Annotated in this window: 17 protein-coding genes and 1 pseudogene; 8 read left to right on the top strand and 10 right to left on the bottom strand. The window is 54.3% G+C overall.

Annotated elements, in window-relative coordinates:
• The first annotated feature begins 295 nt into the window (after positions 1-295).
• Positions 296-1,096: a hypothetical protein gene (locus tag GSQ77_RS06220; RefSeq protein ID WP_158900121.1), complete on the top strand. Its 801-nt coding sequence runs from the start codon at positions 296-298 to the stop codon at positions 1,094-1,096.
• 178 nt (positions 1,097-1,274) lie between these two features.
• Here GSQ77_RS06220 and GSQ77_RS06225 read toward each other — a convergent pair whose 3' ends face one another.
• Positions 1,275-2,054, bottom strand: coding sequence for a metallophosphoesterase (locus GSQ77_RS06225; RefSeq protein WP_158900123.1), 780 nt, complete (start codon positions 2,052-2,054; stop codon positions 1,275-1,277).
• A 1,254-nt stretch (positions 2,055-3,308) separates the two neighbouring features.
• Between GSQ77_RS06225 and GSQ77_RS06230 the strand changes: the two genes are divergently transcribed.
• On the top strand, positions 3,309-3,926 hold the full coding sequence (locus GSQ77_RS06230; protein ID WP_158900125.1) for a hypothetical protein: 618 nt from the start codon (positions 3,309-3,311) through the stop codon (positions 3,924-3,926).
• 11 nt (positions 3,927-3,937) lie between these two features.
• Here the strand turns inward: GSQ77_RS06230 and GSQ77_RS06235 are convergent, their stop codons facing one another.
• From GSQ77_RS06235 to GSQ77_RS06255, 5 genes are all read right to left on the bottom strand, one after another.
• Positions 3,938-6,124 (bottom strand): hypothetical protein, encoded by a 2,187-nt coding sequence (locus GSQ77_RS06235; protein WP_158900127.1) that lies wholly within the window; start codon positions 6,122-6,124, stop codon positions 3,938-3,940.
• Positions 6,121-6,468: a hypothetical protein gene (locus GSQ77_RS06240; protein ID WP_158900129.1), complete on the bottom strand. Its 348-nt coding sequence runs from the start codon at positions 6,466-6,468 to the stop codon at positions 6,121-6,123. Before GSQ77_RS06240 ends, GSQ77_RS06235 begins: the two co-directional genes overlap by 4 nt.
• Before the next feature lie 277 nt (positions 6,469-6,745).
• Positions 6,746-7,183, bottom strand: coding sequence for a hypothetical protein (locus tag GSQ77_RS06245; RefSeq protein WP_158900131.1), 438 nt, complete (start codon positions 7,181-7,183; stop codon positions 6,746-6,748).
• Positions 7,180-7,611, bottom strand: coding sequence for a hypothetical protein (locus GSQ77_RS06250; RefSeq protein ID WP_158900133.1), 432 nt, complete (start codon positions 7,609-7,611; stop codon positions 7,180-7,182). Before GSQ77_RS06250 ends, GSQ77_RS06245 begins: the two co-directional genes overlap by 4 nt.
• A gap of 131 nt (positions 7,612-7,742) precedes the next feature.
• Positions 7,743-8,351, bottom strand: a complete 609-nt coding sequence (locus GSQ77_RS06255; protein WP_158900135.1) for a GIY-YIG nuclease family protein — start codon at positions 8,349-8,351, stop codon at positions 7,743-7,745.
• 240 nt (positions 8,352-8,591) lie between these two features.
• Here GSQ77_RS06255 and GSQ77_RS06260 point away from each other — a divergent pair, with 240 nt between their 5' ends.
• The 3 genes from GSQ77_RS06260 to GSQ77_RS06270 all read left to right on the top strand — a co-directional run bounded on the left by GSQ77_RS06260 (position 8,592) and on the right by GSQ77_RS06270 (position 12,769).
• Positions 8,592-8,837 (top strand): hypothetical protein, encoded by a 246-nt coding sequence (locus GSQ77_RS06260; protein ID WP_158900137.1) that lies wholly within the window; start codon positions 8,592-8,594, stop codon positions 8,835-8,837.
• 461 nt (positions 8,838-9,298) lie between these two features.
• Positions 9,299-11,410, top strand: coding sequence for an AIPR family protein (locus GSQ77_RS06265; protein ID WP_158900139.1), 2,112 nt, complete (start codon positions 9,299-9,301; stop codon positions 11,408-11,410).
• A 285-nt stretch (positions 11,411-11,695) separates the two neighbouring features.
• The gene (locus GSQ77_RS06270) at positions 11,696-12,769 is read left to right on the top strand and encodes an AbiJ-NTD4 domain-containing protein (RefSeq protein ID WP_158900141.1); all 1,074 of its coding nucleotides are present in this window, start codon (positions 11,696-11,698) and stop codon (positions 12,767-12,769) included.
• Positions 12,770-12,845: 76 nt separating this feature from the next.
• Here the strand turns inward: GSQ77_RS06270 and GSQ77_RS06275 are convergent, their stop codons facing one another.
• Positions 12,846-16,376 carry a P-loop NTPase fold protein gene (locus GSQ77_RS06275; RefSeq protein WP_158900143.1) on the bottom strand — a complete coding sequence of 1,177 codons (3,531 nt, stop codon included), beginning with the start codon at positions 16,374-16,376 and terminating at the stop codon, positions 12,846-12,848.
• 64 nt (positions 16,377-16,440) lie between these two features.
• On the opposite strand from GSQ77_RS06275, the pseudogene GSQ77_RS29395 reads away from it, so the two are divergent.
• Positions 16,441-16,572, top strand: a pseudogene (locus GSQ77_RS29395) (epoxide hydrolase); the annotation flags it as partial.
• A gap of 278 nt (positions 16,573-16,850) precedes the next feature.
• Here the strand turns inward: GSQ77_RS29395 and GSQ77_RS06280 are convergent.
• The gene (locus GSQ77_RS06280) at positions 16,851-18,215 is read right to left on the bottom strand and encodes an MFS transporter (protein ID WP_158900145.1); all 1,365 of its coding nucleotides are present in this window, start codon (positions 18,213-18,215) and stop codon (positions 16,851-16,853) included.
• A gap of 131 nt (positions 18,216-18,346) precedes the next feature.
• Positions 18,347-21,016, bottom strand: a complete 2,670-nt coding sequence (gene acnA, locus GSQ77_RS06285) for an aconitate hydratase AcnA (protein WP_158900147.1) — start codon at positions 21,014-21,016, stop codon at positions 18,347-18,349.
• 188 nt (positions 21,017-21,204) lie between these two features.
• Here acnA and GSQ77_RS06290 point away from each other — a divergent pair, with 188 nt between their 5' ends.
• Entirely contained in the window at positions 21,205-22,101 is an 897-nt protein-coding gene (locus GSQ77_RS06290) for a LysR family transcriptional regulator (protein WP_158900149.1), read from the top strand.
• Between the two features lie 6 nt (positions 22,102-22,107).
• On the opposite strand, the gene GSQ77_RS06295 is transcribed toward GSQ77_RS06290, so the two are convergent.
• Complete coding sequence (locus tag GSQ77_RS06295) at positions 22,108-22,815, bottom strand: substrate binding domain-containing protein (RefSeq protein WP_254067465.1); 708 nt, start codon at positions 22,813-22,815, stop codon at positions 22,108-22,110.
• 48 nt (positions 22,816-22,863) lie between these two features.
• Here GSQ77_RS06295 and GSQ77_RS06300 point away from each other — a divergent pair, with 48 nt between their 5' ends.
• Positions 22,864-23,571, top strand: coding sequence for a type 1 glutamine amidotransferase domain-containing protein (locus tag GSQ77_RS06300; protein ID WP_158900153.1), 708 nt, complete (start codon positions 22,864-22,866; stop codon positions 23,569-23,571).
• The last annotated feature ends 76 nt before the right edge of the window (positions 23,572-23,647 follow it).

Genomic DNA, 23,647 nt, shown 5'->3' on the forward strand with positions numbered 1-23,647 from the left:
CGCTCACGTTGACGAATCCGACCGTTAGACGAGACTGTGTCACCCCTACGTCACGGCGCACAGAAGGGGCGCCACCGCACGGTTACCACTAAAAAAGCCCAATGCGTACCTCCGGCCAGCTTTTATCCGTTCTCACAAATCCGATGTCGGGCGCGACCTTGTCACTTATCGCCGCTCGACCCGGGCACGGTAGATGATCAAGACGCTGTTTGATGGCATCTCGCGATCGCAGCGCTAAAGAGATGTCGTTGGCTGCCGATAGTTATTACCATCAGATAATGGACAAGGTACGAGTGTGCGTAAAGAACCCCAGGGTAGCCCAGCCGCAGATGATTCAGGCCGCAACGGCCGGCCCAGATGGCTGGATGTGGTCGAGGTAGTCGGACAGGCCTTGCTCGCTCCGATACTGGCGTCAGCGATCGCATACTATGGATACACGACAAGCAGCGCCACCAGTAAAGATGATATAGCAGAGAAATATACGAGCCTTGCCGTTGAAATCCTAAAAAACAAGCCCGACCCTTCGAATAGTGAAATTCGTAAGTGGGCAGCGACGACGGTAAACAAGTATTCCGAGGTGCCTTTCACAGAAGAAGGTATCAAGCAGCTGCAAGATGGATCACTCCTGGGCAGTCCAATTTCCTTCGACGTGACTCGGCAAGACTTCTCGGACGGAGGCGCTGGTAACCTTTACTTAACGGTCAGCAATCCAACATCCGACCCAATTACCATCACGTCCGCTACGATCCTCGGCCCCGATGATCTAATTCCGCCATGCAAAATAAACATCCTTATCGATCCAATCAATTCGGCAGTCTTTTCCAATCAGCCACACTCTATCCGGTTGACGTCCACTGATTCCATTGTTAGCTGCCTGGGTCCGACGTCCGAGAAGCGCGGGTATCGGCTTGCCGACGTTACCAAAAGCCCCACCTTCGATGCGTTTGAACGTGGCAATGGCGATATCTACAGTGTACAAAATGTTCCCTTCGGAATCTCCGTGGAATACAGCACGAAATCTGGCCAAGGAAGGATGCTGTTCGGAGCCTATCTGCACTTTGTTCGGCTTAGTAGATCGCAGGGTCCCGCTCCCTGAGATTCCCCAATGATGTATCCCGAAACGCAAGTACACCGTCCGCCGCAAGTCCTTCGTCGGTTGTTATGCTTGCTAGAGACCAGTCATCGCATCTTCCTTCGAGCGGTCTCGGTGCGGTCGCGTCGAAGACCCGCAAACCGAGATCGACGGACCGCAGTTCATTTAAAGCGGCTGGACATCAATCTTTTAGCGTAACTATCAGTGTGGGTTTGAAATTCTCGTTCAGGTACTTGGGCGCATAGCCGCGCGGGTTGCACACAACACGCGTGCCATTGAGTTGATAGTCAAACGATTCGTGGACGTGCCCGTGAACCCAAAGCGGGGCGTGCTCTCCCATTAGAGATTCCAAATCGCTCGCGTATGCCGCACTTGCATAATCTCCCGCGAACTCCTCGGGAATGGAACGGGCGGACGGTGCGTGATGGGTGATGACGGCAGTTGGGCCGGCGAATGGCTCCGCCAACTTACCCTTTAGCCAAGAGCGCGATATTTCGTGGCGGCGCATAGTGTCCGCCGGATGCAGTTTTCGGTAATTCCCACCCGTTCGAATTTTTTTATAGTCTGTCATGCTGCCGCGGATACTCTCGATTACCGCAGTCCCGGCACTGCTTGCTCCCAGGAGCTTAAAGTCAGTCCACAATGAGCAACCGAGAAAGCGCACGCCATCGAATACGAGCTCATCATTTTCGAGAATATGGATGTTTGAGTCCGTCGCCGCTTCGCGCATCTTCCCGATGACTGTATCGAAGTGGCCCGTATAAAATTCATGATTTCCGGCCACGACGAGCACAGGCGTCTTCGGAATATCCACGGCCCAGGTTTTTGCCCAAAGGACCCCGCGATCCTTGAGCCCGATATCGCCCGCCAAAACGACTACATCGACCTGGCTTAAGATCTCAACGTCCGGTGTGAAAGGTTCAAACTCGTTGTGTAAATCAGACCAAATTAGTATTTTCATACCGGTACCTCAGCAATCTTTGCATTGTTGATGCGAGAGAAGATTCTGTGTGAACCGCATTCGACCCACGCCGTTCTGCTCCATGTGCGCTCGGAAACCTAGACCAAGCCGCTGCCATTTTCCAGATGACGTAGGAGTGCGCCAGTCAGCGTGCCAGACGACAGGTAGGAAGCCATGATAATGGCTCTGGAACGACAGTAGACTCCTTCGGCTAACTCGACCGTCCGATCGCTGTCGGTTCTTACAGATCATATCGAGCTCCCAGGTACGGATAGATGTAGCGTGCTAACGATATCTTAAAAGATCGTTTTCGTGACCGCCCGATTTCAAAAAAAGAAGAGACGAACTTCCTATCTTCTGTCACGAATCGAATGCCGTTGTCTAGACAAGAAATCCCCCCGTATTCGACATACTTGTTAGTTTTCCAAGCGATGCTCGATACAAAAACAAATATCAAATATATCTATCTCGGAACGAAATAAATATATTATTTTGTACTACGAATTTTTTCAGGAAATTTGCTTGTTGAACGTTGACTGCAAGATTAACATTTTGAAGATATTCGTAGGGGATACGGAAGCATTGCAACGCAAAACGACGCTGCGGGAAGGGTTCTTTCCTCCTCGCCGGAGCAAGCATTTTTTGTCGCCAATAACTATCTAGCTACACTGAAACCCTGGCGGGATATCGCACGTCAGCCTGGCGCGACCTCGCCTCATTTCTTTTAACGTACGGGCGGAAGGAGAACCGACATGTAGAAAAGAAAAAAGCCAATCTCGGATGACTGGCTCTTTACTTCGGGACGGACCGTGGATCGAAACTTGTTGCTCGCACTTCAAGTGTGCGTCTGTGGTTTCCCCGAAGTCAAGCCCGCTCGTCCAAAAATTCATGCCTTCATTTTCAGCTAGGCCCGCGCTCGTCCCGAATCATCGATCTCGGGATTTACCTGGAAGTTTAGGCGATCTGCTCCGCTGCGTGGAGCAACGCCACAGTGATTTGGACAGATCTTATGACTTACAAAAATCCACCCGGCTACGTGCACCGGTCCAGCTCCCCGTCGAGCAGTATCGATCGCGAGTATCTGTTGGTTCGGGTATTTGTGCGCGAGCACACGGCACTGCCAACAATCCCGTTCGACCCTGCTGGCCAATCTCGCTGCCTTCGAAATCCGGCGGCGTCTTTCAGCACGTCCGTACTCAAAGAGCCTATTCGCCGAAAAGTATTTCGTCGCCCTATTGCAAAGGAGAAGCAACGATGCCTGTAATGACATGGGAAAAACTCCTCCGGCGTATTGAAGAGGGCCGCGGCAGTGGCCATGGTGACGCATATCAGCCGTGGCTCTGGATACACCGAAAAAATCCATCGAAGCGCGGAAATCAGGTTGCCGCGCCGCTGCCAGGATACCGACGGACGTCGCACTTTCTGGCCGTAATTGAACGCCACACAGCACTCTTGTGCCTATTCCTTGGCGCGCAGGACGTGCGGGAACAGTTTCCAATGTGGCCAATGCCACATCTTCATCCTCTGGCGGGCGTTCCGGGAGGAACTGGATGCGGCTATTCGTCGTTGGTGCGCGGTCTTCTGGATATAGCCAGCGAGGCGAATATTCCTCACGGATTTGAAGTTGGTAGCGGTGGGGTTCCCTACGTTGCAACCTTGGATCTCGGCGTAACACTGCGAAGCGACGATGGTCCTCGCTTCGCAGGTATATCGCTAAAACCCCACGATGAAATTCTCGCGGCAGAACCGAGTGACCGCATCTTGGAGCGCTTGAAATTAGAAGACCTCTATTTGATCGAATTGTGCGCACATTACAAGATTGTCGATCGGTCAGTTCTCGGTGAGCATACCTGCTGGTCTTCTGCACGCTAACATGTGCTGTATCACTGCGTCGCTCGACCGCTAATGGACTCGTTTCCTAACGTAAGGTCGATTTGCCTGGTCACCGGGGCAAACAGTTCGAGAGCTTCGGAGCTTCCCCATGCAGTTTTCATTTTTGCGAGCAAATCCCGCGTTTTGGCCTGGGCATCAGAACTGTGATCGGCCCACGCCATTAGAACCGGTCGGGTCACGGCTACATCAGTGAGCTGGAAGAAGAGCACGCCCTTCACCGGACTTATGCCGGACGCAGCGTTGTCGAAACGCAAATCACCGCACGTCTTCAATCCAAGTTGAAGAGTCTGCATTAGGCTGTCGTCCTTTTGGCTAGCCCCTCGCCAGTCCTTTTGCAGTACGCTCAGTCGCACGTCAGTCTGTAGCGCGTCAACATATTGGTGGAGATATGCGCAGCTCGCGTCCCGGTGCTTTGGATTTTCATATGAGCTTTGCAGCAGTTGCTTGGCATGATTCATTGTTTGCTGTGCTTGCGTGGCGTCGCCCCCCGTCACTGCAACGAGGAGTGCGTTGAACGCTAGACTCTGACCAATCACGTCGACGTCACTCACCGGTGACGCGGAATCGATAGCGAGTTCGGTGTCGCGAATGGCCGGCGACAAGTCGCCCGTCGCAGCGCGCAGATGAGCGCGTCTCAGCAGATCCCCAGCTAACATAGTAGTAAGAGCGTTCGGAAACGGGAAGCCGACCATCAGGGTCCTCGCTTCAATGGCGGCGTCTTGCGCTTGCAGACTCTGTTTCATATCTCCAATCGACTGATAATAGTCTGTGCGACGATCAGAAAGCAAAGCACGGAACGATAAATCTTGCACTGAGTCGTGCTCGAAGACTCGTTTGCATGATGTAAGTTTTTCATCTAACGGGAGCACCGCTGTGCTCTTTGTTGCGTACGCCAAGGCGGCGACACTACTCAACGCATCGCAATGCTCAGGATCCGTCCCATTGAAGTCAGAGTTGGCTACACGCGCGATCCACGCGGCCTCCAATGAAGACGCGTCAGGCACCACGGATACTTTCGACAATTCCTCCAGATTTGAAACTTTGAACGCGAGGTCCGCAAACGAGATCATTGCCTGAGGCCGCGCGGCGTCGGCGGGAGGGAGTAGCAGCCGAAACGCGGTAAGGTAGTCTTCTCCTGCTTCGACTGAGTCATGCTTGGTCCAAAGGCGCTCATATCCTCGTTGGAGATAAAGTGCACCGAGTACCGACTGACGCTGCAGGCCGTCGACGCCCAATGCCGGGATCGTTGGCGCGCTAGACCAACGATAGATTTGTTCCGTTAGACGGTCCGCGCGGTCCTGCCGATCTTGCCCGACCTCCATCGGGTCCCAACTGGTCCCCAGGTAGGATGCAAAGACGGACGCTCCGCTAGTGGTTTTCTCCGCGTTTTTTCCGGCTCGGACGCAGCGCTCTTCGGCACCAGGCCAGTATTTTTTCGCGTCGTCGTGCCACCAGTCAAATGCAGCGCGGGAGAAAAGGCAGGTGAGTAAGACAGAGTAGTATGGTCCTTCGCGCAGTGATCGTTTCACTGGCCCGTCGAGCACAGGATTCAACGCATCCATTTCACTTCGAGCAAGAATCTCGTTCCGCTCGTTGCCTGCCAGTGCTGCCCGCACAAAATGGATCAGGGCGGAGTCAATTGTGTCTCCCATGCTGAGGCAATTCTGGACAGACGGCAGACCTGATTGAACCGCATCGTAGGCGTCAGCATTCTTACCGACGGCCATGAACAGATAAGCGCTGGACGACCGATATCTGCATACCGACGGTTCCATCGCGCTGGCGAGGCGGCCGCGTTCCGCCGCAGAGGCTGTCTCGTTCACCAACAACATAAGCTGGCTTTCCACGTAGTACAGTTGGGCAAGCTGCATAGTGTTGTTCGCAAAGCCACTTTCCGCTGTCGCCGCTGCTCTTAACGCGGACGGCATATTGCCTATCCCTGCTTCAGATGAGACTTTCTTTAGAAGCCGGTCGTTGCTATGCGAGAGTTCAACCAGTAGCTCCGGTAGAACTGCGATCGCCATGGTCCTCGGGTCCGCGGTACCTGTGACGAAAACCTTGATCGGGCTGTGGTTACCATGGGTCTCCATCTTGCCGATCGTCACGTCTGCGGCGTCCGCAGCGCCATTTTGAAATGCGATAGCGATAAGTAATGCGATAGACCACAATCGGTTCATTGTCTTGCCTTACCTGGACTATCTGCTGGACTAACAATCGAACCGGCGCCGAAGTTCACTGATATCGGGGAGTTGTTGCCGTGCGTCTCCAGATTCGCGCTCTGTTGCCGCAAATCGTTGCCAACGATGTTTTCTGAGGGCAACGCGTTTCCTAGGCCATTAGCAGGCACGATTCGGGTCGCGAGCGGGTGACTCTCTGTTGTAGTCGACTTTTCGTTGTGGATATCCGGTTTAGGGATATGATCCCAAATCACAATAGCGACCGTGATCACGCCCACGAACACGCCCGTTCTTGCATCAACGAGTAGACGAAGCGGGACCTTCCATTTGTGCAAAAGCTTCATCGAGTTTTCCTGCCTGGCGTGTGTTTCTGGGGATGACACATTAAGCTCATGCGGTGCCTTGATAGCTGTTCGGTGCCGATGGGTTGACATGCTAGCGATGATCGCGAGCCTCTCTCGATTGAGCGCGCGCACCATCGTGCGCATGCGGGAGAACGACGGTTGCTTTGGGTAACGAAAGGTTTTTGGCTATTTTCCCGTCGTTGTTTATCTTAACGAAATTACCCTTGGCTGCCTTCGTAACGACTCCGAACGCTGTCAAGAGGGGGCGATTTATAAATCATGTCTGTTCGATAGGCTCACGTAGCGTCGTGCCGATGAAATAGAAGTCGAATCGTTCGCAGGTTCGTTCGAGTTTGTTGGCGTCACGTGTGACGGCGACGCTTAGGGCGCGGTGCGCAGATAGTGCAAGACGCTTGCCTAGATATTTCAGCCGTGGATTAAGCCGTTCAATAGAAAACCAGAAGCTTCCGTAGTACTTCGTCTTAACAACATAGAGATTGGAGTTAACATCACCCTCGTTGTTTCTCACCATTGTAAGCGTGACACGCTGGCCGTTATCCATCGCCTCAAACTCGTATGAATACGGCAACAACCCGTCTCCTGTTTCCTCGACTAAGAAAAGACCGGGCGCATAGTACGTGGGGGGCAGCTCGTCCGGGAACAGAAATCCGTCATATGGGGGGTAGAAGCTTAAGTAGTAGACCTCGAACCTCATCTTTTGACCCTCAGCACATCGCTACTGTTAAGGAAATTTTCGCCTCCTGCCGATTCCCACTTGTGCTGGTCGCAATAAAGCAAGGGGCCTCCGACGATAGGAGACCACACCATATCTTTTCCAAAATTGAACGTACGCTGTCTCTCGAAAGCTCGGATGTCGGACCGAGCCTCTATGGCCGCAGCTCGATCCAATGTATGAATGTCGAACGTCCAAAAATGGTCCTCGCTGAATCGAAATTCGACTACCGTTTCGCAGTCGTGACGCTGTTTGGCCCAAGCCTTGGCGACGTGTAACGCGGTTCCCAGATAAAATCCCTGGCCGAGTTCTCCTCCGCCGACAGTGACGTCCACTTTGGCATCCCGCAAGTCATGAGCGATGGACTCTGATGTGCCATGGAATGTCGAAAGATAGTCTTTTGCACTCATTTTATCTTCACACATTTCTGAAAATGTACTGTTGTTTAACTCACATTTGTATTTCTCGCGAATCCACTTCGTCGACCAACACTAGATGAGGCGCCGCTGCTGCATCGGTCGACGGTAGTACCGTGGACTGGTCAATTGTCTCGTATGAATGCGACAATTGACTCAACTTCTTCGAGCGTCGTGTCGAACCACTCTGTGCCTGGCACGTCTTTTCGCCACTTGCCGCGCGATGTAAGGACGTTGTGTATCGCATGCTCAAACGCCTCAACACGTGCGGTTTGCCACTGTCCTAAGATCACCGGGTTACTGAAGGAGGCGGACTTTTTGCACTGGTCAACAACGCGCGCCTCGACGTTTAGCTGCGTCCGACCAACCTTAATAGGAAATGGCTCTCCGGCCTTGATCAGTTCAGGAAAACTGAAGGCATACACTGAACCGTTATAGTCTAAGGCCGCTTCGCCATTTGGCAGCGCCTCCAAACTGTCTTCAGCGGCATCCTCCAGCTCGTCATCTCCCTCCGAAGGCACTTGGAACCACCCATTGCCTAATCTCGTCAGCTGCCCCGTGTTGTGAGCAATGAACGGAATATAGAACCGAAGCGCTTTGCCAACAGTCTCGTATCCTTCCGACTGCTTTTTCTTGTAAGTCTGACTCTGCTGCTCAATCGAGAAATGCTTATCGATAATTTTTCTCACGAATTCGATCAAGTGAAATCGCTCACCGCCTGCTACCTCAGGCATTAGCAACAACTCTGGAATCGCTGTGTACCGTGCGAAATGGTAACAAAATGAGCCTGAAGCTTCGAACGATAAGTGCACGGCGTTGTCCCAATATAATTAATTATTATTAACGAGAGTGTAGCTTTTTATTTTTGAAATGCGCGACTTGATATAGATATACTGTTGTTAAAACCAAATATAACCAGAACAACATATGAAAAGAAAGATAATTGGGGCGACGGTGATTCTGGTTGGAGTGCTGTGCTCATAACTGCATTCAATTGCGTCTGTCTTTCGGCGCTACTCGACAAGGTAATCACGATAGATAGCCGAGCCACCGGCGTTTCAGTCGACGCTCATTATGCCTACTACATCGACTCTTCATCCGCCGTGTTCGATCTGCGTGACGGATCTTCGACCAATTCGCCGATGGACGTCATTCGCGTGTTGCTGCAGTTCGCGGCGGCAGTGAAGGAAGAGGAGTTTTCGGACGTTATTTTGTCGTAGTCCGGCGTTCCCAAGTTTCGATTGAGGGGCGATTTCTTCAAAACCTTGGGTGACGAGTACTGTGTTCAGAATTCAGTCTTCACGATTCGCAACTTGCCGCAACTTGTATACAAGCTAGACGGTTTGCCGGCTTTCGAAACGTGGACGGAAGGGTGGCTCGGCGTTGTTAGTAAGCAGATCGAGGATTTTTTTGAATTCAACAAGCAGCGGTATATAAGAGATCTGACGGCGATGGCTCACTGACCGCTGCTGGATGTGGTCGCGCTAAGCGCCTCGCTCACGACAGGGAGCTGAACGCATCCATGCTGCCAATTCCCTATCCCGAATTTCTGCGGGGTATTTAAGGTTTTCTGGGGGGCTGCCTTCCCTAAATGCAGCAAGTGGTTAGTCTAATCGCCAAAAACGGCTAAATCTGGTCGGCATTGGCTGTCTCAGCCCGTACACACAAAAAGTGAAGAAAGATGGCGAAGAACGACGCGGTACTGCTGGATGGCATAGTTTCCGAACGAACAACGACCGAAAATCTAGACTTGGGGGAAGCTTTTGAGCTATTCGCGTTTGAGCAGCTTCTGAAAAGCTATGACCCGTCGCGGCAGGAGATAGATGCAGGCTGGGTGGACGGGAAGGACGATGGAGGCATTGACGGGTTTTATTCTTTCGTGAACGGTTCGCTGGTCGTCGACCCCACCAAGTTCCCTTGGCCAAAGAAAGGCGCAAGCATCGAAGTTTGGATCATAAGTTGCAAGCATCAGGACTCCTTCAAGCAGGATCCGCTAAATGCTCTTCTACCAACAATTGAAGAGTTACTGGATTTCGAGAAAGGCCCGTCAGATTTTGACGGGAAGTACTCGTCTCAACTTCTGAGGGCACGTGAGAACCTTGTTGCCGCATTCCGATCGACCGCCAGCGGATCCCCTAAGTTGCAGTTCAAGTTTGTCTATGTTTCGCGGGGCGATATCGCGGATCTGGCGGTAAACATCGAAGGTCGAGGGAATCAATTAAAGAGGTTGGTCTCGGACTATTTTAGTGAAGCCGACGTACAACTTGATTACGTCGGCGCTACCGAGCTCATTGCGTTGCATCGGAAGTCCCGTTTTGTCCTAGAGTTACCTTATGCGGAGCAACTATCGACAGACAGCGGTGCGTATGTGCTTCTCGTGCCGTTGAATGGATACGCAAAGTTCGTCAGCGATGGGCAAGGTCATCTGCGCCGCTACTTGTTCGATTCCAACGTCCGAGATTTTTTGGGCGCGAATGCTGTAAATCAAGATATCGCGCAAACGTTGACTGACGAAGATGCACCAGAATTCTGGTGGCTAAACAACGGCGTAACGATTCTGGCAACGCGGGCTATCCCTCTAGGAAAAACGGCAGTAGGGAACGCAATCCAGCTGCATGATGTGCAGATCGTCAATGGCTTACAGACAACCCAGAGTATCCACAATCGCTTCGTCGACAGTCCTGACACTACGAACGCCGCTTGCGTCCTCATCAAAATAATCGTGTCTGAGGATCTTGCAGTACGAGACAAGATCATCCGCGCGACAAATAACCAGAGCAGTGTAGAGCTTGCCGCGCTCACGGCCACTGACAAAATACAACGAGATATCGAAGAAATTCTTGTGCGCTACGATTGGTATTATGAGCGCCGCCGCAACTACTACAAAAACATCGGTAAGCCAGTTGAACGATTCGTTGCCCCCCTATTTCTAGCTGTCGGCGTAGTGGCCTTGATCAGAAAGGCTCCTCATTCCGCCGCGCGTCTGAAGTCGCGGTTTATGCGTGACCCTGAAAGCTATCAGTCAGTTTTTTCGGACAGGTTGCCGATCCTCATTTGGCCAAAATTGGCAACAATCATGAAGTTCGTGGACGTCGCAATCGCCGAGATATTACCTCGAAATAAGCGGGAAAATCGGTTGAGAGCTGGGTGGCGAGGTGCGGTAGCTCTCGCCTGCGTTGCCGAAATCCTGGGTAGCTTTGACTACTCAGTCCAGGCTTTGCTGGACCTGGACGAAGCCTTATTGAGTCGTGAGCGCGCGGCACACATATTCGAGATGCTTTATTTAGGCCCAGTTGGGACGCAACAGAGCAGGGATCATGTTGCTTTTCAGCCAGGTCGCATTGATATCCACGCCATTTCTTTTGGACGCGCAAATTCCATTGCTGGTACCGACGTGATTGGTAGATGGCAAATGCCAAGCGCATCGGTTCATGTCCCCACGTCTCCGCAAAGACAACCGAAAGCGGTTAGACAGACCTCGCCTGCCGCTGCTCAGCTTCCCGCGATGCAGACCATTGACGTCGAGAAAGTCTTTTCAAGGCTGCCTGCGCAGCCCTGGCCGAAAGGCGTTCAGCACACGGTCGCGGAAGACACAGGCCTACCACTCTCGATTGTCAAACGTGCCATCAAGCAGCTTATTGGGACCGGCCGGTTTGAGAATCAGTACGATGGGGTCGTCGTTAACCTGAATGGCATCATCACAGCTTTGGATCGCGACAGAGCGGACCCTCGTCACGTGATTGGCGAAATCTTCGTCCGCACTCTTACGAACGATACGGGTAATGTTGGCTGAAACTGGCGGTTTTACCGAACCAAATTTGCTATGAGTGTCCTAGTCGTGTGGAGAGGTACGTCTCTATTCGGCCCGTTCGGATTGGAAGCCCGAAACGCGCGAGCCAGCGATCAGCAGCACGCGACGCGTCTCTGTCATTGGCGCGTGCTTCTGGAGAATGGCAGCATTCGAGCTCAAAGCAGTCGTAAGATTCTCACGGAACGGGAGGCGAGGTCGTCTCACGGAACCGCCGATCGCGACTGGTACTATGCCACTCATATTCGCCACTCCCGCCGAGTAATCCACATGCTCACAGACATCTTTGGTCGCCGTTACCGCGATTATCCGATCTGGTCCGACTACACAGCAAGCGAGTCCGGATTACTGGTTCAATGCCTTGAGGTTGCCAAGGATGTATTGCCATACTATTCCGCCGATGGCCAGGTTATTGATAGCCGTAAGTTGAAATGGAAACTTATCCACGACCGGCTTGCGCGCGAGCTGGGTGTAGGAGAGTTGTGGCCACGGTACTTTCAGTACACAACTAAGAATTGGCAAGGCGTTGATGTCCCAGCGACTCACGCCAACGAGTGGGTCGCTATGTGCGAGATGTTTGCGACATTCACATATCAGCAGCAAATTCACAGCAACATCGACCGTTACATGAAGGACCGGATCAGTTTGATAGAGCTGGCGATGCGAGAGCGTCAAAACGAGATCAAGGAAATGAACCGTATTCTCGAACAACAAGTCCGAGAAGCGGTGCTGCTAGCGCAGCAACCGACCCGGCGCGGTGTGATCCGAATTCCGGGCAGTCCTGAGACAGCGCTCAGGACCACGAACGCGACTATGAATGCCGCTTTTAATGCGTCCGTAGAGGAGCTAAACGTCAGGTTTCAGCAATCAGGGGTTCCGCTCAGCTATCACAATGGGTTCATCCAAGTGGCGACAGATGAGCAAATTGAAAAGCGGATCAGCAAACCGTTCTGGACTGTGATCGCCGACGCTAAATGGCAGAATGTGGCGACTGACATGCACGAAGCGCTCGACCGACGTGATCGAGGCGCAGGCGACGCAGCTTGGTACGCCTGTAAAGCACTAGAAAGTGCGATTAAGATTATCTCTGATCAGAAGGGCTGGACGAGAGGTACCGAAAAGGGCGCACACAACTATATCGATAATCTTGTCGCCGAAAGGGCTGGGGTGCGATATATCGACACCTTCGAAATGGAGGTTTTGAAGCCTTATTTCAGCCATGTGCGAAACAGATTCGGCCACGGTCCCGGTAGCGATCCCATGCCGGCTTTCACAGCGGCGCAGACTGATTGGGCCGTCGAGTTTGCCATGACATGGGTCCGTACGTTAGTCCGGCGGGGCTGATACATTCGAATATGCTCACGCGCAAGGGCGACGTATCGGAGCGGGGATCTCCGGTCTGGGAAACTCTTTTGAAGGTCTAGCGAGTCTCAAGAAACATTCGAGCGGTCAAAAACGAATATCGCGCGACAAGCGGCAACCATTCGCAGATCAATTTAGGGTTATGCGGGAAAAGCTCGCCGGCGACAACCGATTCAAAGGCTTGCAGTGCACGGGCAGCGTCCTCGCTTTCCTCTACCTTGGCCTTCTTCACCCACCATCGTGTGTCTCCTTCTGTAGCCTGCGTCAGATATATGGGGAAAGTGGAAGACGCCAGCGTCGGGTCACCAATCAGCGCGGCAAGCAAAAGCATTGGCACTTGGAAGGTACCAGGCACATCAAGAGTGCCCTCGAACTCGACAAGCTTGCGAGGCGGCACCGACGCTTTCAAAAGCCGATATACATTCGCAAATCTTTTCGCACTTCGAGGAGTTGGCAGCAGCCCATGCAATCGTCCTGCGAAAGCTGCCTCAGCTTTGTTGATTGAAAGCGCTTGCGCTAATTCTGTCAGGTCCCGCGGCGTCGCCACTTTGGCTGCGGCCTCGCCTTCCGAAGTCGGGTATTCGGTTACCGGCGTTGCATCCATTGGATCCTCTGTTGCGGTATGTGCCGGGATGCTGCCCAGACCCGCAGGGCCGTCTTCGTTCCGCATGTCGTCGACCGTCGCTGATTGCGGCGACGTCGGTGCCAGTAGTCTTTGCATCATCCGCGAAAAGGCTAGGTCATTCATTGGGCGGACGCTAAACGGGATTTGAAAAATCTTGTCCAGATAGTCCTGCGCGGTTGCAACGCTTCCCGCGACCGGTCCCTCTCTTTTCAGGTGACTAAACTTTGTTTCGAGCGAACGCAACAGCCAGCGAGGGTCGACGCTTACCACTACAACAAACAATTCATAGGCCAGGAGAAGATGTACCGCCTGGAGAATTTCGACTACAACGTTCGGTGGACAGCGGTCCACGTCGTCGATGTATAAGACGATGCGGTCAACGCGGCGCAGGCCGTCTTGCCCCGTGCGCAAACGCTGTACAAGACCGTCGAAATCCCTGCGTATCACGGAAATCAAGCCCAAATGTTGGCGATAGTCCTCTGACTTCGCGCGCTCGGCCACGAAGTAGCTTAGCGAACGTCCCTGCTGCATCGCCGTCACACGGTCTTCCAACTCTTTGGCCCGCGCGCTGACCACTGCCACCTGCTCAGCTGCGGTCTGCTCCTCGGCCTTGGCTTGGGCAAGCTCACTCTCTAGTCTGGTTTCGTCCGCAGTCGGTTCGGAACGCTTCGCGGCCAGCCCCGCATCAACTTTACGCTTTGCCTCCGACAGAGCCTTGAGCGCGTTTTTCGCGTGTCCGAGGGCCTTACTAATTACCGTCGATATAGACCCAACTACGACCGTGACTTGCGCCGCCAACGCTGACATCGCCGCTGCGTTTGGGTCAATTAGCTTCGCTATAACCCACCCAACTACAGGCGGTGCGACGAAGAGTAAAATAATTCCGCCGACAGCCCATGGCACGCTTCGGCCGTTGAATATCGACGCTATAAGAGACGCTGCGCGCCCGCCAATTGAATAGCTCTGCTCCACGACCCGACTTAATTCTTTGAAGCTGTCGAGCGCGGCCGGTGCACCCACTTGATACAAGGCCTCTTCGACCTCTTTCTTCAGGTCCTTATCCTCAGCAAGCAGGTTGACAAGGTCGCTATAGCGAAGGTCACGCAACCTTAGCTCTCGTCGTTCGCGCTGAAAAATACTTTCCTGCAGAGCCTGTGATGCCTTATTCAACTGCTCCGCCGCGAGCTTTCGTTCGGCTTCGGTTGCTTTGACTTCGGCACGAACGCTTTCAAGTTCGCGCGTCAACTTGCTATACGTTTCAGAGCCATCGACCGCTGGCGTTAGATGGCTCGACAGTTCGCCCAGAATGTGACTCACCAGACTTGCGAGGAGGTTTGTGTCTACGTAGTGCCAAGCATTGAAGTGGATTTGCACTACGTCTGAACAGAACGGGCCGTTGTTCTGGGCCTCGGCCTTTTGAGCAATGCGCTTCACAGTGGAATCAATTGAGCGCATGAAGAAACTCTTTCCTGCGCCCCATTCCCCGAACAAACCAATCGCAAGAGGAGGAACAACTTCGCGAGCGAGCATCACCGACGCAAGAGTCTCTACGTCTCGGCTGATACCAATGTCGTCCTTCGAGATGTCGATGGTATCGGATGCATAGCCGGCTATAACCGGTCCTGAAGGCGACTCTTTCTGTTGTACGTCTGACATGTCAGAAAGCAATTGATACACTAAAGTTCTGTCCGCTTCTCCCGACGAAGCACGAAGCGCATCACGAACGTCGTTGAAGTCGAATACCGAAAGCAAACGACCGAACGCTCGCTGAGAGAGATGCTCTGCAGAGCGCGCCTCATCTAGCACAAGCGCGCTAAATGGCTCTAAGCCTATAATTTCAAGCACGGAAGCCCTAGCTGCGTGGGCCATCTTCGGCGACGACAAAGCGAAAAGGGCGTCATACCTCAGTCGCCGCCAATCTGCGTTGCGCGCAAGTTGGTCCACGACGACTGACGCCAATTCTGGTACAGGAAACGCTCGCAGCAATCGGAGAACGGGCCACGCGACGTCGATGTCGTCCGACTGCAACGATGTTCGCAGTTGCAGGAGCAGCGATTCGTCATTCGGATTAACGGAGACCGAGGCAAGCAGAGCCACCTCAGGTGCGTTGTCTCCTAAAGCCTTGTCTTGAGCTTGCTGCCGATAAGAGGGATTTCGACCGATGACGCCTGCCAAGGTCCAGAACCGGACCGTTCGGTCCGGCTCGTGCTTGGCATCAATATGGCGCAATATCAACGCATAACTCGCATCGCTATCCGCTTCGAGCCCAATGAGAATGCTCAAAAGCCACCCGCGGATGGAGGCACCTCGAGCTTGGTCTCTCGGCGAACCGACGAACTGCCTCGCTCGAGATACGCTGTACTCGTCGCTAAGGGCTGTGCGAATCCGGATGGCTAGTTCTTCGCGGTTTGCGATATCACCTCGGATAACCCGGTCAAGTAAGACCGAACGGTCGACATCAGTTCCATTTACTATGACCCAAAGGATTTCGTCAAATCGCGATTTCACTTCGCGTTGTTGGCTCGGCGGAGTACTAGATAACTTCGGCGTTGGCGAACGAATTGCGTTCAGCAGCTGGTCGAAACTGCCGCTTCCACCAGTGAGGTCAACGCGAAGCCTTCGCCGAAAAAGTCCATCGATGTCATCCAGTGCTTCTTCCGGTGGATTTCCGATGAGAACGGGGATGATTTGCTTTTGCAGAATAACTGCGCGCTCCGCCAACTTTCGCTGCGTTGGCCCCCACCCTCGCTCCCCCAATATGATGACCACGGTTGAGGATTGGCGAAGTTCCGTGTCTTCAATTTTCTCGAATTCGTCCCCTGGTTTACCGTCACGTCGAAAGAAGTAGGTCGAAATTTCGAAGGAATGTAAGAGGTCAGCAATCTTGTCGATCCCGTCTTCGCGCTCGTTGTAAAGAAGGAAGACCCTATGTTGTTCGAAGGAACTAAGTTCTGTTGCTGCCAACGGAGTCTCCTATTGCGTCGAATTTTGTTGACGTCGAGACTAGCACGGATAAACGACAGTAACCTTGGCCATGCAAACGGTGAAGGGCTCGATCGGCATTCACGTCAACATGCCGGGAACGGTGCTTCCCGACAGAGCCAAAATGCTCACCCTGGGAGCGCCCGCAGCGAGCACCCTGCCGCCGAAGGAAAAAGCCGGACGAGTCTCTCAATATATTCTATCTCGCGACGTAATAGCCTTATTCGGTTTATCGTCTGAGTGGTTCGAGACGGCACGGAGCCGATTCGCAAGTTTATTGTTCTAAGGCTGTTAAAAGTACGGTCCTTTGCAGCCCTGTTCTCAACTTTATTGATCGTTTTAAAGACTTGCCAATGCAGCGTAGCGTTGTGCTGCGGTACGCACTGTTCGCAACTTTATTGTGAAGAACCACCAAGTCTTTCAGTGACGTTTCTTGGGGAAACCGACAGATTGATGTTATCGGCGGGTCTTGCGCTCACTAGCAAAGAAAGGCTGGCTTTGCCGCACGCTGCGCCCATGCGTCTCCGGCATGCAGATGTAGACAATCAGGGAGATAGCGGCCCATGCGGACACATACCAGTAGAAGTATTGCTCATGTCCTATGGCCTTGAGCTTCAGGGCTACGAACTCCGTTGTTCCGCCGAGGAGCGCGGTGGTCAGCGCATAAGGCAAGCCAACGGCTAGCGCACGAATGCGCACTGGAAACAGTTCGGCTTTCGCCAGCATGTGCACCGACGTGAATCCTGCCAACATCACGAGTCCGGCGAACGAGAGTGCGAAAGCCACCCACGGATCGCGCGTGACGCTCAATGCATTGAATAGCGGGACAGAAAACAGCGTGGTGGAGAGTCCGAAGCTGATGAGCACTGGACGGCGTCCAAAGATGTCCGATGCATATCCGAATACCGGTTGCAAGAGCATGTAGAGCAGCAGTGCGCCGATGGACATGAGGGTCGACGCTTCCTTTGAAAGACCGACCGTATTGACCAGGTATTTCTGCATATACACGGTATAGGTGTAGAAGCCGACCGTTCCGCCGACTGTGATACCGATGGCAAGCAAAATCTGCTTCCAGTGCTGGAGCAGTTGCACGCTGACAGTCGGTCCCATTTCCAGCTGACTGGCCTTAAACGCTGCTGTCTCGGCAATGTTGCGGCGCATATACCAGGCAAACAACGCCAGCACGCTGCCGATGACGAAAGGTATCCGCCAGCCCCAAGCTTCGATCTGGCTTGCTGTCATGAGCTTCTGCATGACGAGCATGAGCCCGAGTGCCACCAACTGACCCGAAATGACGCTGACTTGTAGAAACCCCAGATAAAATCCGCGGCGGTTGACCGGGGCGATTTCAGTCAAATAGGTTGCGCTCGTTCCGTACTCGCCACCCATGCTCAAGCCCTGCAGCAACCGCGCAACGACAAGGAGAATCGGTGCAAAAACGCCAATGGTGCGATAGCCCGGCGTGACCGCAATCATCAGCGAGCCGATACACATCGTCGAGACCGACCATGTGAGGGCGGACTTGCGCCCGCGCTTGTCTGCCCAAAGGCCGACGAGCCAGCTGCCCAGCGGGCGCGCCAGATAGCCCACCGCAGCGATTGCTGCGGTGTTCATCAGTTGCACAGTGGGCTTGTCGCTAGGGAAAAAGGACTTCGCAAAGTAGATCGAGAAAATGCTGTAGGTCAGGAAGTCATACCACTCGATCAGGTTTCCTCCCAGCCCACCTACAATCGAGCGGATATGCGGCCGCGTTGTCGCATCGGATGTGTCTGGTTCGTCGATCGAGTTGGAGTTGATACGAGTGTCAGGCGCGGTCGCCATGATGTCTCCTGCATGTGGATTAGATTATTTTTTTAATTGAACGAGCGGCTCTAAACGCTGATCATCGCCTTGGCGGCGGCCCGAGCCGACATGGCACGAACCTTCCGTTACGCAACGCGTGAGCCGGTGAATCAGGAAGCACGCAGATTAGTGCTTTCCAAATGACGGGTGTAGCGATCGCGCAATACGTAAGGCAAGACTCCGCCATGCTTGAAATACGTTTCTTCGATGGCGGAATCGATTCGCGCGCGAAGGCGAGCAATGAGCGTTTCTCCATTGCGCCGATGAACCACGAGATCGAAAGTCTGGCCCACGCTGACCGTCTCAAGACTGCCAAGCAGATCGAACAGTTCGTCACCGACAAGATTTAAAGACTGCGCGCTTTCACCCTCGGGAAACTCCAGGGGCAAGATGCCCATCCCGACCAGATTGCTGCGATGAATGCGCTCGAAGCTCCGCGCAATCACGGCACGCACACCCAGCAGTTTCGGCCCCTTCGCTGCCCAGTCGCGGCTGGAACCATTGCCGTACTCCTCTCCTGCAAATACGATCATCGGTACGTTTTCAGCGGTGTATTTCGTCGCGGCCTCGAAGATGCTCATGCGTTGACCATCCGGCTGGTGCAAGGTGAGGCTTCCTTCTGCGCCGGCAACCATCTGATTGCGCAGTCGAACGTGTGCAAAACTGCTACGTACCATGACCCTGTCGTTGGCACGCCGGGATATGTAGCTATTGAAATCGCGGGGTTCGACGCCGAGCGATATCAGGAACTTTCCGGATTCGGAATCTGGAGGAATGGCACCGCCTGGATTGATGTGGTCGGTCGTGACGGAGTCCCCCAGGATCGCGAGTGCACGGGCCCCGCGAATCTCGCCTGCTTGCGGTATATCGAGCGTCACGCCGTCGAAGAAGGGCGGTCGCTTCAGATACGTTGAGCCCTCGGTCCACGTGAACACATCGCCTTGCGGAGCCGGGAGAGCGTCCCACAAATGCTCTTCCGCAGTCCTCGCATAAAGGCTGATTACGTTGTGCGGGTCCTGCGCAAATGGCGTGACTTCCGCCATCTCGGCAGCGGTCGGCCAGATGTCGCTCAGATAGACGTCCTCGCCATGCGCGCCTTTACCCAGCGGTTCGGATGCAGGATCGAAGTCACTGCGTCCCGCAATGGCGAACGCCACGACCAGCGCAGGGCTCATCAAGAAGTTAGCTTTAATGGCCTGGTGGATGCGGGCTTCGAAATTCCGGTTACCCGAGAGCACAGCGGCAACGGTTAAATTCCCGTCTTTGATCTGGTCGAGGATTTCTGGTGCGAGAGGACCCGAGTTGCCCATGCATGTGGCGCAACCATAGCCAGCGGCATTGAAGCCCAGCGCGTCCAGATACTGTTCGAGACCGGCTGCCCTCAGGTACGCGCTCACGACGCGCGAGCCGGGCGTAAAAGACGTCTTGACGTGCGGCGCGGACTTCAATCCTTTCTGCACGGCCTTTTTCGCGATTAACCCAGCTGCCAGCATCAAACGGGAATTGGAGGTATTGGTACAGGACGTGATGGCGGCGAGTACCACATCTCCGTGATGCAGTCCGAGATGCCGGGGCGTATCGGAATCTGCTTCAGGTAGCAGCTCTCTGACTTTTTCTTTGAGCTTCGACAGCGCGATCCGGTCCTGCGGCCTCGAAGGGCCAGCTACGCTCGGCACCACGGCGCCGAGGTCGAGGCTGATCGTTTCGGTGTAGTCGATCTGCCCACGCTCGGGAACACCAAACATGTTTTGCGCCTGGAAGTAACTTTTGAGGGCGGCGATTTCGGCGTTCGTTCTACCGACGGACTTCAGATAGTCGAGGGTATGGTCGTCGACTCCAAAGAATGCGACTGTCGCGCCATATTCGGGTGCCATATTGGCAATCGTGGCGCGATCGGGTGCCTGTAATTGAGCGGCGCCATCGCCAAAAAACTCAACGAATTTCCCGACGACTTTCTTGGCGCGCAATGCCTCGACCACGGTCAGCACGATGTCAGTTGCCATGATGCCGGGAGCAGGCGTACCGGTGAGTTCCACACCGATCACATCCGGTATGACAAGATAAATGGGTTGCCCGAGCATCGCGGCCTCTGCTTCAATGCCGCCTACTCCCCAGCCCACAACTCCGATTCCGTTGATCATCGGTGTATGACTGTCGGTTCCGACAAGGGAATCGAAGTAGGTTACGCCGTGCTTCTGATGCACGCCGCGAGCCAACCATTCGAGATTCACCTGATGGATGATGCCCGTCCCTGGCGCGAATATGCGGAAAGATTTGAATGCATTGGCCGCCCATTTCAGGAACGAATACCTTTCCGCATTGCGTTGATATTCCACTTCCATGTTTGCTCTGAGCGCACCGGCGGTTCCAGCGTATTCAACCGAGATGGAATGGTCCACGACGAGATCGACGAGCACCGTCGGTTCGATGTCTGCAGCCTCCATACCTAATCTGGCAGCGGCCTCACGCATGGCGGCAAGGTCGGCGAGCAGCGGCACTCCGGAGGAGTCCGGCGCCACGATGCGCGAGACCACGAACGGTACTTCGTCGGTGCGTTCGGCATTCGGCTTCCACCCAGCCAACTGGCGAAGATGGTGTTCCTGAACACTTACCCCGTCGAGATTTCGCAGAACGGATTCGAGAATGATCCGGATTGAGTGCGGGAGGCGAGAAATATTGCCAAATCCCAGCTCCTCGAGCACGCCAAGAGAATAGAACTGACTCTCGGTGTATCCATCGATGGGAAGAGGGCGCAATGCGTCGGCAGGCTTAAATGTCATGATTCAGTCGGAAAAAGGCGAGTCCAAGGTCGACGGAGGGGCCGTATCGCTAATGGCCAAAGGATCCACTTCACTCGTTCGCTGCTGTGGAGGAATTTGCATGTGTCACGTTGCAATGAACCTTAGTCTAGGCAAAGTCGGAGGCATCGTCTAATATATTGTGATTGCACACTTGATACTTTTTATGTATGGACCTCCGACACCTCAAATACTTTGTAGTCCTCGCCGAGGAATTGCATTTCACGAGAGCAGCACTACGCATCGGAATCGCTCAGCCTCCGTTGACGTTCCAGATCAAGGCGCTGGAGACCGAGTTGGGCGTGCGCTTGTTCGACCGCCAACCAGGGCGGGTAACCCTGACAGAGCCCGGCAAGGTCTACCTTGAGGAAGCGCGCGCGATACTCGAGCATGTCAAGAAAGCGACGCTTCGCTGCCAACTGAGTGCGCAGGGGATGGTGGGGCGGCTGCGGGTTGGTTTTACCGAGTCGGCATCCTTTCGAGAAGAGGTGACGACTGCTTTGCATCGCTACCGGAGCCTGTATCCGCAGGTGGAGATGTCGTTGGAAGAGAGCCGCACGGGGCCCTTGATGGATTCGTTGCGGCAAGGGCGCATCGACGTCGCCTTCGTGCGTCCACCCATTGGCGACGACGACGAGATCAGGTTTGTGCTGATGTCAACGGAACCCATGGTTGTGGTGGTACCCAAGGGCCACCGGTTGGACGGTCGCAGGACGGTGCGTCTGGAAGATCTTCGTGACGAGCTTTTCGTTCTTTATTCGCGCACGACGCGCTCTGGCCTGCCGGAGATGGTGCTCTCCGCGTGCGAGGACAAAGGTTTCAGTCCAAAAGTCGTGCAGTACGCGCCGCAAATTTCGTCCACCATAAATCTGGTCGCGAGCGGACTCGGTATTTCGATCGTGCCTTCCTGTATGAGAGGCAGTCGTGCGGATGATGTTCGCTACATCTCCGTGAACGGCTCGCGCATGGTTGCAAGCCTAGGACTTGCCCATCGTGCCAATGGATTGTCGCCGGTCGTACAGAATCTGATTGATCTGGTACCAGGCGATGCCACAACGATCCGATAATGAACATCACACGTCTTCACAAACCGCCAGAATCCCGCAAAGCGCATCAAAGAGCAATCGGACGCGCGCCGGGACCGGCGTCCGATGAGGCCGATACACATACAGCGTCGACGCAGCAGGACGCAAGCGATCAAGCAACGACGTCAGAAGACCGTCACGCAGCAATGGCATTGCGAGGTGCCCTGGCAACTGCGCATATCCAATTCCTGCTACGACAGCCTCGCATTCGGCTTGCGGATCATCGGTGATAAAGGCAGGCCTGGCAGGCACGATCTGCTCTCCATCCTTGAACATCCACGGCCATGGTCTGCCGGTATTGCGATCGATCAATATCGTCAACGGCCCCCTCAACAGGGTGTCCTTGCTTGTTGGGCGCCCCAAACGCCGCACCAAACCGGGTGCGCCAACAAAATGAAGCGAAGCCGTCGAGACCGCACGCGCGACAAAGCGACTATCCCGCATGGGCCCGATGCGAACGCCGATATCGATTTGTTCATCGACAACGTCAGCCAGCACCTCTGACAGGCGGAGATCGACAGTAAGACCCGGATGTGCAGCGAGTATCGGCGCCAACCCTCGAATGATGAGGCTACGTCCCAGCACACTGGGCTCGTCAATTCGACAGTCCGTTCGAGCCCGCACTTCGAACGCCATGAAGTATCGCAGAGGGAAGCATCCTTCGCATGCGCTCACAAATGCGTCGTCCAAGCGCATCGTCAAAACGCTCCTGGAAGGCGCCGAACACAACTCAAGGCAAGCAATATGCATTCGGTTTTAATGATACTCACCAGCGCCAGCTCATGGACGCAAATGGATGGTACCCAGCGCCCGACTGGGTTTTGGGCTGAAGAATTCGCTGTGCCACACGAAATTCTGTCTTCGGCCGGCGTCAAGATAACAATCGCCACCCCGGGCGGCAAACCAGCCAAGATCGATGCGATGAGCCTCACTCCGGAAGTGAACAATGGCGATGCTGCCAAAGTTCGCGCTCTCTCGATTTATATCGAGCAGCACGCCGATATCTTGCAGTCTCCGAAACACATCGAAGACGTGGATCTATCCGCTTTCGATGCCGTTTTTGTTCCAGGCGGCCATGGCCCGATGCAGGATCTCGCCGTGAACGAAAGTGTAGGCAAAGTGTTGGCTACTGCACTGGCCGATCCGGTAAAGGTGGTTGGCGCAGTGTGTCACGGGCAGGCAAGTTTCCTGGCCGCAGGGGACTCCGCTGGTTGGGCATTCAAAGGTCGTCGAATTACGGCATTTTCCAACAGTGAAGAATCGATGACGGGGCTTGCCGCGAACGCACCTTGGCTGCTCGAGGACCGGCTCCGCGCAGCAGGGGCGTTATTCGAAGCCGGGGCGCCTTGGGGCGCACATGTTGTGGTGGATGGCAATCTCGTCACCGGGCAAAACCCAGCATCGGCGGATGCTGCAGCGAGAGCCTTTCTCGATTTGCTGGCGGCCGTCTAGGCAGCCACGACCGCGCCCTCCGCTCGATCCTCGAGAAACGGTCAATCTGTGGCACTTGCAAGCGGGCACCGCAAAT

This window comes from Burkholderia sp. L27(2015), assembly GCF_009765705.1.
In the GTDB taxonomy this organism is placed as follows: domain Bacteria; phylum Pseudomonadota; class Gammaproteobacteria; order Burkholderiales; family Burkholderiaceae; genus LMUX01.

Coding starts and splice junctions, on each gene's coding strand:
- GSQ77_RS06300 (WP_158900153.1), top strand. CDS start 22,864: ATGCATTCGGTTTTAATGATACTCACCAGCGCCAGCTCATGGACGCAA.
- GSQ77_RS06295 (WP_254067465.1), bottom strand. CDS start 22,815: ATGCGCTTGGACGACGCATTTGTGAGCGCATGCGAAGGATGCTTCCCT.
- acnA (WP_158900147.1), bottom strand. CDS start 21,016: ATGACATTTAAGCCTGCCGACGCATTGCGCCCTCTTCCCATCGATGGA.
- GSQ77_RS06290 (WP_158900149.1), top strand. CDS start 21,205: ATGGACCTCCGACACCTCAAATACTTTGTAGTCCTCGCCGAGGAATTG.
- GSQ77_RS06225 (WP_158900123.1), bottom strand. CDS start 2,054: ATGAAAATACTAATTTGGTCTGATTTACACAACGAGTTTGAACCTTTC.
- GSQ77_RS06280 (WP_158900145.1), bottom strand. CDS start 18,215: ATGGCGACCGCGCCTGACACTCGTATCAACTCCAACTCGATCGACGAA.
- GSQ77_RS06270 (WP_158900141.1), top strand. CDS start 11,696: ATGCTCACAGACATCTTTGGTCGCCGTTACCGCGATTATCCGATCTGG.
- GSQ77_RS06255 (WP_158900135.1), bottom strand. CDS start 8,351: ATGCCTGAGGTAGCAGGCGGTGAGCGATTTCACTTGATCGAATTCGTG.
- GSQ77_RS06240 (WP_158900129.1), bottom strand. CDS start 6,468: ATGAAGCTTTTGCACAAATGGAAGGTCCCGCTTCGTCTACTCGTTGAT.
- GSQ77_RS06230 (WP_158900125.1), top strand. CDS start 3,309: ATGCCTGTAATGACATGGGAAAAACTCCTCCGGCGTATTGAAGAGGGC.
- GSQ77_RS06265 (WP_158900139.1), top strand. CDS start 9,299: ATGGCGAAGAACGACGCGGTACTGCTGGATGGCATAGTTTCCGAACGA.
- GSQ77_RS06250 (WP_158900133.1), bottom strand. CDS start 7,611: ATGAGTGCAAAAGACTATCTTTCGACATTCCATGGCACATCAGAGTCC.
- GSQ77_RS06235 (WP_158900127.1), bottom strand. CDS start 6,124: ATGAACCGATTGTGGTCTATCGCATTACTTATCGCTATCGCATTTCAA.
- GSQ77_RS06245 (WP_158900131.1), bottom strand. CDS start 7,183: ATGAGGTTCGAGGTCTACTACTTAAGCTTCTACCCCCCATATGACGGA.